The sequence below is a fragment of the Actinoplanes sp. TBRC 11911 genome, assembly GCF_012933445.1.
GTDB lineage: Bacteria > Actinomycetota > Actinomycetes > Mycobacteriales > Micromonosporaceae > Actinoplanes.
Genome location: NZ_JABBNC010000008.1, coordinates 122,090 through 136,122 on the forward strand (window position 1 = coordinate 122,090; position 14,033 = coordinate 136,122).

14 protein-coding genes are annotated in these 14,033 nt (G+C 69.6%); 5 read left to right on the top strand and 9 right to left on the bottom strand.

Annotated features, from left to right (window positions below):
- Positions 1 to 4 precede the first annotated feature (4 nt).
- On the bottom strand, positions 5 to 571 hold the full coding sequence (locus HH310_RS14225) for a TetR/AcrR family transcriptional regulator (RefSeq protein ID WP_169175994.1): 567 nt from the start codon (positions 569 to 571) through the stop codon (positions 5 to 7).
- Here HH310_RS14225 and HH310_RS14230 point away from each other — a divergent pair, their 5' ends adjacent.
- Entirely contained in the window at positions 572 to 1,378 is an 807-nt protein-coding gene (locus HH310_RS14230) for a chlorophyllase (protein ID WP_211192159.1), read from the top strand. It begins immediately after the preceding gene.
- Here HH310_RS14230 and chrA read toward each other — a convergent pair.
- Positions 1,371 to 2,516 carry a chromate efflux transporter gene (chrA, locus tag HH310_RS14235; protein ID WP_169175995.1) on the bottom strand — a complete coding sequence of 382 codons (1,146 nt, stop codon included), beginning with the start codon at positions 2,514 to 2,516 and terminating at the stop codon, positions 1,371 to 1,373. The two genes, HH310_RS14230 and chrA, sit on opposite strands and share 8 nt — an antisense overlap.
- 150 nt (positions 2,517 to 2,666) lie before the next feature.
- On the opposite strand from chrA, the gene HH310_RS14240 reads away from it, so the two are divergent.
- The 3 genes from HH310_RS14240 (at position 2,667) to HH310_RS14250 (ending at position 5,851) form a co-directional block, all read left to right on the top strand.
- A complete protein-coding gene (locus HH310_RS14240) occupies positions 2,667 to 3,758 on the top strand; it encodes a tryptophan dimethylallyltransferase family protein (protein WP_248293995.1) in 1,092 nt (363 codons plus the stop codon).
- Between the two features lie 14 nt (positions 3,759 to 3,772).
- Entirely contained in the window at positions 3,773 to 5,149 is a 1,377-nt protein-coding gene (locus HH310_RS14245; protein WP_211192124.1) for a tryptophanase, read from the top strand.
- Positions 5,150 to 5,266: 117 nt separating this feature from the next.
- The gene (locus tag HH310_RS14250; protein ID WP_169175996.1) at positions 5,267 to 5,851 is read left to right on the top strand and encodes a hypothetical protein; all 585 of its coding nucleotides are present in this window, start codon (positions 5,267 to 5,269) and stop codon (positions 5,849 to 5,851) included.
- Here the strand turns inward: HH310_RS14250 and HH310_RS14255 are convergent.
- The 3 genes from HH310_RS14255 to HH310_RS14265 all read right to left on the bottom strand — a co-directional run bounded on the left by HH310_RS14255 (position 5,836) and on the right by HH310_RS14265 (position 8,006).
- Positions 5,836 to 6,408 (bottom strand): NAD(P)H-dependent oxidoreductase, encoded by a 573-nt coding sequence (locus tag HH310_RS14255; RefSeq protein WP_312034062.1) that lies wholly within the window; start codon positions 6,406 to 6,408, stop codon positions 5,836 to 5,838. The two genes, HH310_RS14250 and HH310_RS14255, sit on opposite strands and share 16 nt — an antisense overlap.
- A 63-nt stretch (positions 6,409 to 6,471) precedes the next feature.
- On the bottom strand, positions 6,472 to 7,341 hold the full coding sequence (locus tag HH310_RS14260; protein ID WP_169175997.1) for a helix-turn-helix domain-containing protein: 870 nt from the start codon (positions 7,339 to 7,341) through the stop codon (positions 6,472 to 6,474).
- Positions 7,338 to 8,006 (bottom strand): GntR family transcriptional regulator, encoded by a 669-nt coding sequence (locus HH310_RS14265; RefSeq protein WP_312034063.1) that lies wholly within the window; start codon positions 8,004 to 8,006, stop codon positions 7,338 to 7,340. Before HH310_RS14265 ends, HH310_RS14260 begins: the two co-directional genes overlap by 4 nt.
- 93 nt (positions 8,007 to 8,099) lie before the next feature.
- On the opposite strand from HH310_RS14265, the gene HH310_RS14270 reads away from it, so the two are divergent.
- Positions 8,100 to 8,642 (top strand): YbhB/YbcL family Raf kinase inhibitor-like protein, encoded by a 543-nt coding sequence (locus tag HH310_RS14270; protein ID WP_169175998.1) that lies wholly within the window; start codon positions 8,100 to 8,102, stop codon positions 8,640 to 8,642.
- Positions 8,643 to 10,232: 1,590 nt separating this feature from the next.
- Here HH310_RS14270 and HH310_RS14275 read toward each other — a convergent pair.
- Genes HH310_RS14275 through HH310_RS14290 form a run of 4 tightly spaced genes read right to left on the bottom strand, consistent with a single transcriptional unit; the run spans position 10,233 to position 13,927 of the window.
- A complete protein-coding gene (locus tag HH310_RS14275; protein WP_169175999.1) occupies positions 10,233 to 10,787 on the bottom strand; it encodes an ATP/GTP-binding protein in 555 nt (184 codons plus the stop codon).
- Between the two features lie 26 nt (positions 10,788 to 10,813).
- Positions 10,814 to 11,179: a DUF742 domain-containing protein gene (locus tag HH310_RS14280; RefSeq protein WP_169176000.1), complete on the bottom strand. Its 366-nt coding sequence runs from the start codon at positions 11,177 to 11,179 to the stop codon at positions 10,814 to 10,816.
- Positions 11,169 to 11,582 (bottom strand): roadblock/LC7 domain-containing protein, encoded by a 414-nt coding sequence (locus HH310_RS14285; RefSeq protein ID WP_312034064.1) that lies wholly within the window; start codon positions 11,580 to 11,582, stop codon positions 11,169 to 11,171. Before HH310_RS14285 ends, HH310_RS14280 begins: the two co-directional genes overlap by 11 nt.
- A complete protein-coding gene (locus tag HH310_RS14290) occupies positions 11,579 to 13,927 on the bottom strand; it encodes a nitrate- and nitrite sensing domain-containing protein (protein ID WP_312034065.1) in 2,349 nt (782 codons plus the stop codon). Before HH310_RS14290 ends, HH310_RS14285 begins: the two co-directional genes overlap by 4 nt.
- Positions 13,928 to 14,033: the final 106 nt, after the last annotated feature.

Below are 14,033 nucleotides of genomic sequence, written 5' to 3' on the forward strand. Positions count from 1 at the left end.
CACCCTAAGTGCGGCGGCAGCCGACGAGGAGCCGCGCGACCATCTCCTTCGCGTCGCCGCGCTCGTACCCACCGCCGAGAATGCTCAAATTCCCCACGGCCCGCATCAACGTGTACGCCTTGACGTCCGCGTCCAGCTCGCCGGCCGCGACACCGGCCTCGATCAGCGTGGCGCACGCGGGCACCAGTTTGTCGAGCATGAGCGTGTGCAGATTCTGCAGACTCGGGTCCTCGGACCGCAGCGCGGCGCCGAGCCCGTGCTTGGTGACCAGGAACTCGACGAACGCGTCGATCCACCGGCTCAGCGCCTCGGCCGGCGAGTCGAGTTCGCGCAGCAGCTTCGGGGCCAGCACGGCGCACTCGTCGAGCTGGTGCCGGTACACCGCGGTGACGAGGTCGGCCCGGGTCGGGAAGTGCCGGTAGACGGTGCCGAGACCGACGCCCGCCCGTCCGGCGATGTCGCGGATCGGTGCGTGCACGCCCTGTTCCACGAACGCCGCCGCGGCCGCCGCGAGCAGGCCCTCACGGTTGCGTCGCGCGGCCGCCCGCCGTGCCCCGGTGGGCTCCGTCACATGATCCTCCTGCCGGTCATCGTCTTCTCGCACGGCAACGCGTGGTCGATGGACGGCTACGGGCCGCTCGCCGACCGGTGGGCCGCGGCCGGGTTCGTCGTCGTGCAGCCGACCCACCTGGACTGGCGCCGCAACGGCATCGGATTCGAGGATCCCCGGTACGCGACCATCTGGCGCGTCCGCATCGCCGACCTGCACGCGATCCTCGACCACCTCGACGCGATCCTCGCCCAGGCCGGCGGCTTGGACGCCCGGATCGACCACGACCGGATCGCCGCGGCCGGGCACTCCTGGGGCGCCCAGACGGCCGGGCACTCCTGGGGCGCTCAGACGGTCGGCACCCTCCTCGGCGCGCGGGTCCTCGGCACCGACGGCGAGGACTTCACCCACCCCGCGGTCCGGGCCGGCGTGCTGATCGCGGCAACCGGGACCGGCGACTCGCTCACCCCGTTCGCGGCCGAGCACCTGCCGTTCATGAAACCGGACTACGCCACCATGACCACCCCGGCGCTGGTCATCGCCGGCGGCAACGACCAGTCCGCGCTGTCCACCCGCGGGCCGGACTGGTTCACCGACGCCTACCACCTCAGCCCGGCACCGAAGAGCCTGCTCACCATCGCGGGCGGCGAGCACACCCTCGGCGGCCTGGCGGGCGAGAAGGTCGCCGAGACCACCGACGAGGACCCGTCCCGCGTCGCCCTGGTCGCCGACGCGGTCGCCGCCTACCTCCTGGACGCGTTCAAGCTCGACGGCACCGCCTGGACGGCTCTCGCCGGCGAAGGCGGCGTGCAGAGCAAACTCAGCTAGGGAGTGGCCCGCCCGCCAGGGCGATGACGACCCCGACCGCGGCGGCGGACAGCAGCGTCAGGACCGGCCCGCGGCGCAGCGCCAGCAGCAGCACGGCGGCGCCGGCCAGCACCGCGAACTGCCACGGCTCGGTCAGCGCCCGGGCCAGCGGGATCGCGGACCCCAGAATGGCGCCGACCGCGCCCGGGCCCGCGCCGTCCAGGAAGGCCCGCACGCCCAGGTTGCCGCGCAAGCGATCGAAGCGGTGCGCGCCCAGCAGGATGAAGGCGAACGACGGGCTGAACGCGACCGCCGAGGCCAGCACGCCGCCCCCCACGCCCGCCGCCGCGTAACCGACCACCGCCACCGTCTGCACCACCGGGCCGGGCGTGATCTGACCCAGCGCCACCGCGTTCAGGAACTGAGCGGCGGTCATCCAGTGATAGTGACCGACCGCGTCGGCCTGCATGAGCGGGATGATGACGAAGCCGCCGCCGTACGACAGGGCGCCCACCTTGATCGCCACCCAGGCGACCGAGAGCAGCACTCCCCCGCCGGCCCCGGCCAGCAGCACCGGCACCGCGGTCAGCCGGCGCGCCGACACCGGGACGCGCTGGGCGATCGCCTCGGCGATGCCGCACGCGATCAGCAGCAGCACCAGCCAGGGTCCGATGGTGGCGGCGGCCGCCCCGCCCAGCGCGAGATACAGCAGCCAGCGGGCCCGGTTGCTCTGCTCGGGAGCTCGCCGCCACCCGGGCCGCACCAGGCTCCACCCGGCCTGCACGGCCACGCCCGCCACGGCGGCGCCCGCACCGGCGCCGGCGGCCTTCACCCACAGCGGCGGATCGCCGCGCAGGAACAACGCCGCGAGCGCCAGGATCAGAACCAGGCCGGGCAGGACGAACGCGGCACCGCCCGCCAGAGCGCCGGCCCGGCCACGCACCCGCCAGGCGCAGAAGATGGCCAGTTGCGTGGAGGCCGGGCCGGGCAACAGGTTGCACACGGCGATCGCGTCCTCGAACTCTCGCGCGTCCAGCCACCGGCGATCGTCGACGCAGAGCTTGCGCAGCAGGGCGATGTGCGCGGGCGGCCCGCCGAAGCCGACGCACCCGATCCGGCCCCACTCCCGGAGGACGGTAACCAGCGAGACGTCGCTCATGCCCGATTACATCAAGACCCCTCCCAGTTGTCGGCCCCGTCCAGGTGAAACTTCGGTTGTGATCTATATCTCTCTCGACTTTGCGTGAGCAAGTGATCACGATGAGTTCGGCACGTGATCAACACGGGGGCCGGCACGGGAGGAACATCGTTGACGCAGGACCATTCGCTCATCGACCGGCTCGGCGGACCCTTGGCAGGACTGTGCGAGGTCGTCGGGATGCCACCGGAGCAACCCGTCGAGCTCCTCACCGGACTGCTCGGCCCGCACGGCGCACGGCCCGCGAACGCCGGCCCGGTCTGGCCCTCGGACATCGCGGACGACCACTCGCCGGCCGAGTTCTCGCTGGCCTACAACGACAACGAGCCGCCGGCTCTGCGCATTCTGGCGGAGGCGCTGGCCTTGACGCCGAGCCTTCGGTCCAATATGGACGCTGCGGAGAGTTTCCTGCAGGCGCACGCCGACCGATTAGGCATCTCGTTCCGGCACCTGGACCGGATCCGCGACCTGTTCGCCGCCGAGCAGCCGCACGGACCGTTCGTTCTCTGGCTCTCCCTGGTCTTCCGCAGCGACCGGCGCCCCGAGTTCAAGGTGTATCTGAACCCCGAGGTGCACGGCGCGGACAACTCGAGCGAGGTGGTGGCCGAGGCGCTGCACCGGCTCGGCCTCGGCGAGACCTACCAGAAAATGCTGGACCACGCCGTACGCCCGGGCGAGCTCGGCAAACGCGACCGGCTCACGTTCCTGGCCCTCGATCTGTACGACGAGCCGCAGGCGCGGGTGAAGCTGTACCTGAGTCATCACGAGGCCCGGGCCCGCGACGTGGCCCGGGCATCGTCCATCGTGGACGGCGTGGACGCGGACGAGGTCGCGGCGTTCTGCTCCGCGGCCGGCTTCCGCGGACGTTTCGACAGGCGGCCGCTGGTCGGCAGCTACACGTTCACCGGCGACGCGGACCGCCCGGTCGGGTACAGCGTCTACGTCCCGATCCGGGACTACGTCGGCGACGACCTGGAGGCCCGCTTCCGGGTCCAGGCCCTGCTCGCCTGGCACGGCTTCGACACCACCCTGTTCGACCGGGCGCTCGGCGCGATCAGCACCCGGCCCCTCGCCGACGGCGTCGGCCTCATCCCGCACGTCTCGCTGCGGCTCGGCCCACCCCGGCCGGGCGTCACCGTCTATCTCTCGGCCGAGGCGTACGGGGTCATCCCGCCCCGCACGGTCCGTGCAAAAGTTGCTTGAAGCGAGGACTAAAGATGCCCATCACCCCTCCCCCGTACCGGATCAAGGTCGTCGAGCCGATCCCCTTTCTCAGCGCCGGCGAACGCCGCGGCGCCCTGGCCGAGGCCGGGTACAACCCGTTCAACCTGCGGGCCGACCAGATCACCATCGACCTGCTCTCCGACTCCGGCACGGGCGCCACGTCGGCGGCGCAGGAGGCCGCGGCGGCGGTCGGTGACGAGTCGTACGCCGGAGCCCGCTCCTGGTTCCGTTTCCACGACGAGATCGCCGAGCTCACCGGCTACCCGCACATCCTGCCGGTGCATCAGGGCCGGGCCGGCGAGCGGATTCTCTTCTCGGCGCTGCTCGGCCGCGGGAAGATCTGCGTCAGCAACACGCACTTCGACACCACCCACGCCAATGTGGAGCTGCTCGGCGCCGAGGCCCGCGACCTGCCCTGCCCGGAGGCGCTCGACTTCGACAGCGACGAGCCGTTCAAGGGAAACATCGACCTGGTCGCGCTCGAGGAACTGCTCGGCGGGCCGGACGGCGGCCGGGTCGGTCTGGTGCTGATGACCATCACCAACAACGGGCTCGGCGCGCAGCCGGTGTCGATGGCGAACCTGCAGGCCGTACGGGCGCTGTGCGACCGGTACGGGGTGCGGTTCTTCCTCGACGCGGCGCGCTTCGCGGAGAACGCGTGGCTGGTACGCGAGCGCGAGGAGGCGTACCGGAACCTGACGCCGCGGCAGATCGCCCACCGCGCCTTCCAGCTCGCCGACGGCTGCGTAGTGAGCCTCAAGAAGGACGGCCTGTCGTCGATCGGCGGGTTCCTTGGACTGCGAGATGTCAACCTGTTCGCCGTCTGCGAGGCCAATCTCATTGCCACCGAGGGCTTTTCCACGTACGGGGGTCTGGCCGGCCACGACCTGGAACGGCTCGCTGTCGGCGTCCGTGAGGTGACCGATCCGGCCTATCTGCAGGCGCGTGCCGAGGCGACCGCCCGGCTGGCCCGCCGGATCAACGAGGCCGGCGTGGACACCGTGCAACCGGCCGGGGTGCACGCCCTGTATCTCAACGCGGGACGGCTGCTGCCGCACCTGTCCCCGGCCGAGTTCCCCGGTCACTCGCTGGGCTGCCAGCTGTTCCTGGACGGCGGGATCCGGTGCGCCGAGCTGGGTTCGCTGTATCTCGGCACCATGGACGAGCAGCACCGCCTGCTGACGCCGGCGCCCTTCGAGCTGGTGCGGCTGGCGATCCCGCGGCGGGTCTACTCCGAGGAGCATTTCGAGTACGTGGCCGACGTGCTCGCGGACATCGCGAAGTCGCCGGAACGCATCCGCGGCTACCGCATCGAGTCGGCGCCGCCGGTGCTGCGCCACTTCAAGGTGCGGCTGGCACCGCTGAGCTGACCGGTTGCGGGGGTGGGTGCCCACCCCCGCAACCTGCCCGCAACCGGGTGGCACTCATCCGGTCCGCGGCGCGGCCGAACTATCCGGGGCCGCCGCCGCGACCAAGGGGACGTTCCGATGAGCCACCTCCCGTACCAAGCGCCGCCCCCGCCGAAGTCGCGCCGGACGCTCTGGATCGTCCTTGGCCTGCTCGGCGCGGTGACGCTGCTCGGGTGCTTCGGCGGATGTGCCGTGCTGGTGGTGTCCGCCGCCGACTCACCGGCCCAGCGCGCCTCGGCCCCGCCTGCGTCGGCTCCCACCGGGCAGATCGCCGCCAAGGTCGGTCAGACCATCACCGTCCTGCCCCGGCACCTGGACGAGGACTGCGAGGTCCGCTACAGCCTGAGCAACGTGCGCCGGGTGAAGCCCACCCTGGCCGCGCCCGAGAACGGCATGTACGTCAGCGCGACGTTGTCCGTGAAGGTCATCAAGGGCACCGAGTGGGCGTCCGACAGCGATCTGTCCTTCGTCACCGCGGGCGGAACCGTCTACCACACCACGTACGCGGGGTTCGAAAACGAGTTCGAGCCGGTCGAGCTGCGCGAAGGCCAACGCAAGGTGGGCCTGGTGGTGTTCGACGTCCCGACCGACGCGCTCAGCGGCGGACGGATCCAGCTGAACAGCCTGTTCGACGACGAGCCGTACGGCTACTGGACGCTCTGATCCCGGACCGTCCGGAGCGCCCGCGACCAGGTGACGAGCTGGTCGAGCTGACCGGCCAGCGCCTCCTCGTGCCGGCTGGACGGCCGGAAGTTCGTCCAGTTCTCGAAGTCGGTCTCGAAGCGGAACATGACCTGACCCCGTACGGTGGCGATCTGTAATTCGACCATCGTGGCGCGGAAGTGCTCGACCGCCCGGGCGCCGCCTTCGTGGCCGTAGCTGACGAACGCGGCGGCCTTGTTGTTCCACTCCTGGTAGAGGTAGTCGATGGCGTTCTTCAGCGCGCCGGGCACGCCGTGGTTGTACTCCGGCGTGACGAAGACGTAGCCGTCGAAACCATCGATCTTCTCGGACCACGTCCTGGTGTGGTCGTGCTGGTATTGACGGAAGGCCGGCAGCCCCTCGTCGAACAGCGGCAGGTGGTAGTCGTGCAGGTCGAGCAGCTCGAAGCTGGCGTCGGCGCGCTTCGACGCGTGGTCGTAAACCCACTTGGCCACGGCTTCGCCGTTGCGACCGGGTCGCGTGCTGCCCATGATGATGGCGATTTTCGGAGACGTCACGGCCGGAAAGCTACGGTCCGCGGCGGCCGGTCAGACAGGGACCGACGGTATGACCCGGCAGCCTCATACCGTTGGTATCCCCCTCGCACCGATCAGCTCGTGCAGCCGGTCCAGCCGGTCGGCGCTGGGCGTGCCCGGCACCGGATGCGCCAGCAACAGCCGCTGGCTCGACAGCGGGCTGAGAACCAACGAGCAGTCCAGCTCGAGCCGGCCGACGGCCGGATGGTCGATCACCTTGCGCGGGCAGAAAAGCGTCGCGACGTCGTGCTCATCCCACAACGCGTTGAACTCCTCGCTCACCGCCCGCAGCGCGTCGACGAACTCGAAGACCTGACGGTCGCCGCCGCGCCGCACGACCGCGGGCCGCAGATCCGCCACGTAGAACTTGGTCGTCGCCTCGTGCTGCTCGCGCGGTTCCAGCCGATCGCGCCAGCCGGGCTCGGTGAACCATCGCCAGATGATGTTCGCCCCGGGGCCTTCGACACCGGCCATCGGCCCGAACAACTCGGCGTTCATCGCGTTCTGCGCCAGCACCGTGCAGAGGTCGTCGGTGATCGCGGCCGCCACCGTCGGGTAAACCGCGTTCATGGTCGCCAGCAGGCTCGGGTCGACGAACCCGCGCGGCTCCGGGACGGCCGGCGCCTTCTGCCCGACCAGCCCGTACAGATAGTCGCTCTCGTCCGCGGTGAGCTGCAGGGCGCGGGCGATGCCGCCGAGCGTGGCCGGCGAGGGCACCGGGCCGCGCCCGCGTTCCAGCCGCTGGTAGTAGATGACCGACACGTTGGCCCGCTCGGCCACCTCGTCGCGCCGCAGACCCGGGGTGCGGCGCCGGTCACGGACGATGATGCCGGCCTCCTCGGGCGACAACGCCTCACGCCGGCGCCGGAGAAAATCGCCCAGTTGCTCGCGGACGCGACCGGGAGGAAGGGTCATACCTCCATATTCGCTCGGTGATTGAGGGCCACCGCGGTCCAGCCGACGTGGTGGCGCAGCAGCTCGGTGGCCAGGTCGGCGTCGCGGGCCAGAGCGGCCTCCTCGATCGCGCGGTGCTCGGCGAGAGCGTCCCGGCCGAGGCTGCTCAGCGCCGCCGCCCACCGGCGGGCGAGCTCGCCGTCGGTCCAGAGCCGGTCGAAGATGGCGATCAGCACATCGTTGCCGCAGCCCTCGAGCAGCGCACGGTGGAAGAGGCGGTGTGCCTCGGACCACGCGTCGCTGAGGTGCGGGTCACCGTCGCGGTCGTGCATCGGCGTGCCGGCCAGCCGGTGGAAGGAGGCCCGCACCCGCGACTCCCATTCCAGGTCACCGCGTTCGACGGCCAGGTGCATCGCCATCGGCTCGATGGTCGCGCGGGCCTCGGAGATCTGCTTCCAGCGCTCGGCACCGGTGGCGGGCACGGCGAAGCCGCGGTTCGGCAGGCGGTCCGCCAAACCCTCGCCGACCAGGCGCAACAGGGCCTCCCGGGCGACCGCGAGGCTCACCCCGTGCCGGGTGGCCAGCTCCTGCGGGCGGAGCGCCTGCTGCGGCGCATACTCGCCGTGCAACAGGGCATCACGTAGCGAGGCGTACATCTGCTCGGACCGTTTTGTCGCAACCGTCACCCTACCGAGGATAATCGATTATCACTAAGATAGTCGATTAGGATTGCGTCTCAACGAACGTCCCAACGAGCCTCCTCAGCGAAGGAAGTAACCATGAGCGGTAACGACCCGTTCGCGCGCCTCCCCGAGGTACCGAGCTTCACGGTGACCAGTACGTCGGTGGAAGACGGCAAGGCGTTCGCCGACCCACAGAAGTCCGGGATGTTCGGAATCCCCGGCGGGCAGGACGCGTCTCCCCAGCTCAGCTGGAGCGGCGCCCCGGCCGGCACGAAGAGCTACGCCGTGACGATCTACGACCCGGACGCGCCGACCCAGTCGGGCTTCTGGCACTGGACGGTCGCGAACATCCCGGTCGGCACGACCTCTCTGGCCGAGGGCGCGGGCGACGAGAAGGGCTCGGGGTTGCCTTCGGGCGCGATCCAGTACCGCAACGACGGCGGCGCGGCTCGGTATATCGGGTCGGCCCCGCCTGCGGGGCATGGTCAGCACCGGTACTTCATCACCGTGCATGCGCTTGATACCGAGGACCTGGGGGTGCCCGCGGAAGGGTCGCCTGCGTTCGTTGGTTTCAACATCTTTAGTCACGTGCTTGGGCGGGCCACCATTGTGGCTACGGCCGAGACTCCAGCCAGCTGAATTCCCCCCGCGAGCCGGGGTGGGCCTCACCCCACCCCGGCTCGACCCCCCTCTCATTCTCGCTCTTGGACGGTGTGGGGCGGGGGATGACTTACGCAGACCGTCAGGCTTGATGTCTGCGTAAGTCATCCCCCGCCCCACACCTTGCATGGAATTTTTGTTCCGGCCAGGTCTTTGGTCACTCGCCGCTGGGTTCTCGGTCCAGCTTGGCTACTCCCCCTACGGGACAGGGGTCCGGCTGCCGCGCTGTGCTCACCCCGGGACGACCCGTTCAGCGAGCGGACCACGGTGGTGGGTCAGGCGAACGAACCATGCCGCCTCACTCTCAGAATCAAACCCCCGCCACCTGATCTCCCGGGTCACCCACTCCCAGCCCCGCGGTGGCCGGGCCATTCGATCAGCTTGCGCCCAGCCGATTTACCAGCCCCGCTGTGGCCGAGCTGGGCGATCAGCTTGCACGCCACCGGGTTTACAAGGCCCGCTGTGGCTAAGCTGAGCAATCAGCTTGCACGCCACCGGGTTTACAAGGCCCGCTGTGGCCGAGCTGAGCAGTCAGCCTGCGCGCCACCGGGTTTCAACGGCCCGCTCTGGCTGAGCTGAGCGATCAGCCTGCGGTCAGCTGTTGGCGCAAGCCGGACGGGTGGACGGCCCGTTGCGGGAGGCACGGAGCGGCGCTACGCCCGCTGGTTGTGTCGACTTTGCTGCTCGCGTCGTCTGGGCGGGTCGGCTCCGCCGAGCAGCCCAGGGTCGTTTCATAGCGCCCGGCGACCGGGATCGCAGCGCGGGGTGGGCATTTGCTGCGCATCGCCGAGCGGGTCGCGTCAGTCGGCACCCACCGCCGCGCTGCAATGCCACTATGTGGGATCCGCGTCCGTTGTGCGGGATCGGCGACCACATGGTGGCAGCGGGTCCACAGCGTGAGAATTGCATCCACAGTGGAGTGTGCTTTTCTCCGCTTTCATCCGCCTTTGATCGGCCACCTTCTCCGCCGTTTCATAGACCTTGGAGAGTTAGGGCTCGCATGTGGGCATAACTCTCCAAGGTCTCGACCAAATCCAGAATGTGGTCGGGATCGGCACATAGTGGGATGGACGGACGAGGCGCGCGTCCCGGCAGGCGCGCTGCGCGTCGACCTGCAGACATGTGTGGCTCGTCGGGCATCTCGGCGGCGGATCGTCGGTGCGACGGCACGGGCCGGCAGCAAGGGCCGGGTGACCGGCTCGCGGGCGGCGCGACAGGGACGGTAAGCGTGGGCCGGCAAGCGGCGGCACCATAAGCGGACGGCCGAGCCGGAGGCACCGCGGGTTTGACTCTAAGAGTGAGGCGGCAGGGTTCGCTCGCTTGACCCACCACCATGGTCCGCTCGCTGATTGAATCGTCCTGGAAAAGTGCAGCGCGGCAGCCGGACCACTGTCCCATAAGGGGAGTCCCCAAGCTGGACCATGAACCCAGCGGCGAGTGACCAACCACCTGGCCGTCACGAAAATCCCATGCAAGGTGTGGGGCGGGGGATGACTTACGCAGACATCAAGCCTGACGGTCTGCGTAAGTCATCCCCCGCCCCACACCGTCCAAGCGTAGGAAAGCCATTCAGACACCTGCAGGAAGACGGCTCATCGCATGCCGCACCAACGCGATCAAAGCCAACTTACTAGACTCCCGATCCCGCGCATCGCAATAAACCAGCGGCACCTCAGAACTCAACTCAAGCGCCGACCGAATCTCATCCTCGCTATAGGCGCACTCACCGTAGAACCGATTAACCGCCGCCACAAACGGAATCCCACGCCGCTCGAAATAGTCGACCGCCGCGAAACTGGTCTCCAGCCTCCGCGTATCCACCAACACGATAGCGCCGACCGCCCCTTGCGCCAGCTCATCCCACATGAACCAGAAACGATCCTGCCCAGGCGTCCCGAACAAGTACAACACGATATCCGGGCTGATCGTGATCCGCCCGAAATCCAACGCCACCGTTGTGTGCGTCTTCCCTTCGACCCCGGTCGTGTCGTCCACGCCCACGCTCGCCTCGGTCAGGATCTCCTCCGTGGTCAGCGGCGCGATCTCGCTGACCGAGCCCACCAAGGTCGTCTTGCCGGTGCCGAAACCGCCGGCGACGACGATCTTGACCGATGTGCGATTCACGTTTCCCAATCCCTCGCGTCGAAAAGTCAGAGCCGTTCGAGGCCGGCCAGAACCGAGTCGAGCAGGCGCATGTCGATGATGTTCTGCTGGGCCGGGGCACCGACCCCCAGGTAACCCTGTTCCACCAGCACGTCCACCATCACCTTGGTGATGGTCAGCGGCAGATGCAGGTACGCCCCGATCTCCGCCACCGAGATCCAGTTGCCGCACTGGTTCAGGACGTCGAGATACTCGGGCTCCAGCCGGCGGCGGTCGGCCGGCAGCGCCACCACCTGGGTGGCCAGGTCGAGGCTCGAGTCGCGCGGGCTGGTCCGGCCGTTGACCAGGACGTAGAGCGGGACGAAGCGACCGGCGGCCGCCTCGTCCTCGCCGTCCCAGGCATCAAACGCCATCGGCCATCACGCCCACCCGGGCGGTGGTGCCCAGGTAGTCGCCGATCCGGCCCACCAGGCGGCTCACCTCGTACGCGACCATGCCCATGTCGACGTCCTCGTCGCAGAGCACGGCGAGGCGCGCGTTCTGGCCGGCCGCCGCGATGAACAGGGTGTGCTCGCCGTACTCGATGATGACCTGCTGCACCGCGCCGCTCTCGAAACGGCGCCCGGTGCCGGCCGCCACGCTGTACATCGAGGAGGCGCCGGCGGCGAGGATCTCCGCGAGGTCCTGCTGCATGGACGTGGACTTCTGCACGATCAGGCCGTCGGTGGACAGCACGACCACGGACACGACGTGGGGTACCTCGACCAGATCATCCAGCATCCAGGGAAGCTCGTTCTGAGGGGTCGGCTTGGTCACGGGTTCCTGCCTTGCTCAGTGTCGGTAGCTGACTCATCGCTGGTGGCCGCGCGGCCCTCGGTGCGCCCCTGCTGGTAGCGCACGAACCGGGCGCGGGCCTCCTCGGGCGACCGCTTCTTCGCCGGCTCGGCCGGGACGGCCGCCTCGCCGGTGTCCTCGAGCAGCCCGGGTGCCAGGTGCTGCTGCGGGCGGCGGTGCGGAAGCGGCGGCCGGCCGGCCGCCGGCTTCTCTTTTTTCTCCGGTTCCGGCCGCGTGCGGGGTTTCTCCGGTTCCAGTACGCCCACAGCAGTCCTGTTCTCGACCGTGGCGATCTCGACGGTGTCGAAACGGTCGTTCCGCGGCGGCGCGACCGGTGCCGGGGCGGCGGTGAGCGGCTCGTCCGGGTCGCGGCCCTCGTCGCCGCCGCTGAGCAGGCGGTCCGGCAGCAGCACGATGGCGAGCAGCCCGCCGTACGCGGACCGGCGCAGGCTGACCTGCACGCCCTCGCGCTTGGCCAGCTCGGCGACCACGTGCAGGCCGACCTGCGCGCCGTCCTTCAGCTCGGTGATGTCCGGGGTGGGTGCGGTGGCGAGCATGAGGTTGGCCTGTTCGACCGCCTCACCGCTCATCCCCACGCCGGCGTCCTCGATCTCGACCGCCACGCCCTGGCTGACCTTGCTGCCGCTGACCCAGACGGTGCTGCCCGGCGAGGAGAACGCGAGCGCGTTGTCCAGCAGCTCGGCGACCAGGTGGATGACCTCGGCGACCGCGTGCCCGACCAGCGCCACGTCGGGCGCGCCACGCAGCGTGATCCGCTGGTAGTCGCGGGCCTCGGCGAACGAGGCGAGCATGACGCGGCGCAGCGGCACCGGGTTCTGGAAGCGGCGGCCGATCTGCCCGCCGGCGAGGATGACCAGGTTCTCCAGGAAGCGCCGGGTCTGGTTGAGCTGGTGGTGGATGTCGAACAGGTTGGTCAGCAGCTTCTCGTCGCCGATCTGGCCCTGCAGATCCTCGACGACCTTCAGGCCGCGTTGCAGCGGGCGCTGCGGGCGCCGCGCCACACCCATCAGCATCGCGGTGCCGGCCGCGCGCGCCTTGGCCTCGTTGACCGCGGCCCCGGCGGCGGCTTGCAGGGACCGGTTGATGACCCGGGCCACCTGACCGATCTCGTCGTGCCCGTAGTCGTCGCCGCGGAACTCGGCCGACAGGTCGACCGCCTCGCGCCGGCGTAATCGGTCCATGAGCGCGGGCAGCCGCTCGTCGACCAGCGCGTCCGCGTCGGTGCCGAGCTTGGCCAGGCGGGTGGACAGGGCCCGGTCGACCAGGACTCGCGACTGCCGGACCGCCCACAGGATCGCGCCGCCGGCGATGAGCAGGGCCAGCAGACTGCCCAGCGACGCGGTGAGCAGCTGGTTGTTACCCGTGCGAAGTGTGCGTGCCGAAACCTGGTCGGCCTGCAGCACGGTCAGTCCGATGAGGTCGTCGGAGACCCGGCCGGTGAGTGCCGTCCACTGTGCCCTGGTGACGAGCACCGAGTTCGGCGCGCCCTTCTTCCAGGAACCGGCCGCGATGATCGAGTTTTCGGCGGCGAGCAGCTGGTGCCATTCGTCGCTCTGCTGCACGGTCGTGTACCGCTGACGGACGCCGGGCTCGAGGTGGACGCTGGCATAGGTCAGATTCGAGTGGTACGCCCCGACGAGGCTCACGTATTCGAGATAGTCGGACTGGCCGAGTTTCGCGGAGGTCAGCGCCCCGTCGATCATGGAGCCGGCGCGCGACATCTCGTCACTGGCCCGGAAGACGTCGGTGGCCGTGAGACCGCCCTGGGTGGCGGTCACGTCCGGCACGCCGCGCGCCTGCGCGTCGAACAGGTCGGTGGACGCGTCGAGCACCTGGTTGTAGTAGGCGTAGGCGCTCGTGGTGCTGGTGGTGCGGGCGTCCACGGCACTGCGGTTGGCGGGGAGCTGGTCGAGCAGGTCGGTCAGGGTCTTCCACCGGGTCTTGATCGAGTCCGGGGCGCGGCCCAGCGCGCTCTCGCCGACCGTGCGCAGGTCGGCGACCCGCTGGTCGGTCTGGCGGCGCTGGTCGAGCAGCTCGGTCAGGCCGCCGGAGGGGCGGGCCAGGTAGGCCACGCTGAGCCGGCGCTCCTGCTGGACGGACGACAGCGCGGAGACGGCGGGGATGGAGACCTTACGGACCGTGTTGGCGACCTCACGGTTGTAGTAGCCCTGAAAGACCAGGTATCCCGAGGCGACGAACCACAGGAGCACCGCGACGAGGCTGGGAATGAGCACCAGCCGGACGACGCGTCGCTTGATCGACTGCTGCCTGGTCACGCCGGGGGCGGGCTCAGTCGGTGTTGACACCAACCTTCATCCAATCTGGCAACACTTGGGGGACAAGACGTATAAATACGTCTTTACCCTATCGAGAAGCCCCGGATCGGTCCACTGTGGTGGGGCGGCACAGTAT

What these genes read in the sequence shown, in the direction of transcription:
- HH310_RS14250 (WP_169175996.1), top strand. Translation starts at nt 5,267, where the DNA reads ATGAGCCACCTCCCGTACCAAGCGCCGCCCCCGCCGAAGTCGCGCCGG.
- HH310_RS14260 (WP_169175997.1), bottom strand. Translation starts at nt 7,341, where the DNA reads ATGACCCTTCCTCCCGGTCGCGTCCGCGAGCAACTGGGCGATTTTCTC.
- HH310_RS14245 (WP_211192124.1), top strand. Translation starts at nt 3,773, where the DNA reads ATGCCCATCACCCCTCCCCCGTACCGGATCAAGGTCGTCGAGCCGATC.
- HH310_RS14270 (WP_169175998.1), top strand. Translation starts at nt 8,100, where the DNA reads ATGAGCGGTAACGACCCGTTCGCGCGCCTCCCCGAGGTACCGAGCTTC.
- chrA (WP_169175995.1), bottom strand. Translation starts at nt 2,516, where the DNA reads ATGAGCGACGTCTCGCTGGTTACCGTCCTCCGGGAGTGGGGCCGGATC.
- HH310_RS14230 (WP_211192159.1), top strand. Translation starts at nt 572, where the DNA reads ATGATCCTCCTGCCGGTCATCGTCTTCTCGCACGGCAACGCGTGGTCG.
- HH310_RS14280 (WP_169176000.1), bottom strand. Translation starts at nt 11,179, where the DNA reads ATGGCGTTTGATGCCTGGGACGGCGAGGACGAGGCGGCCGCCGGTCGC.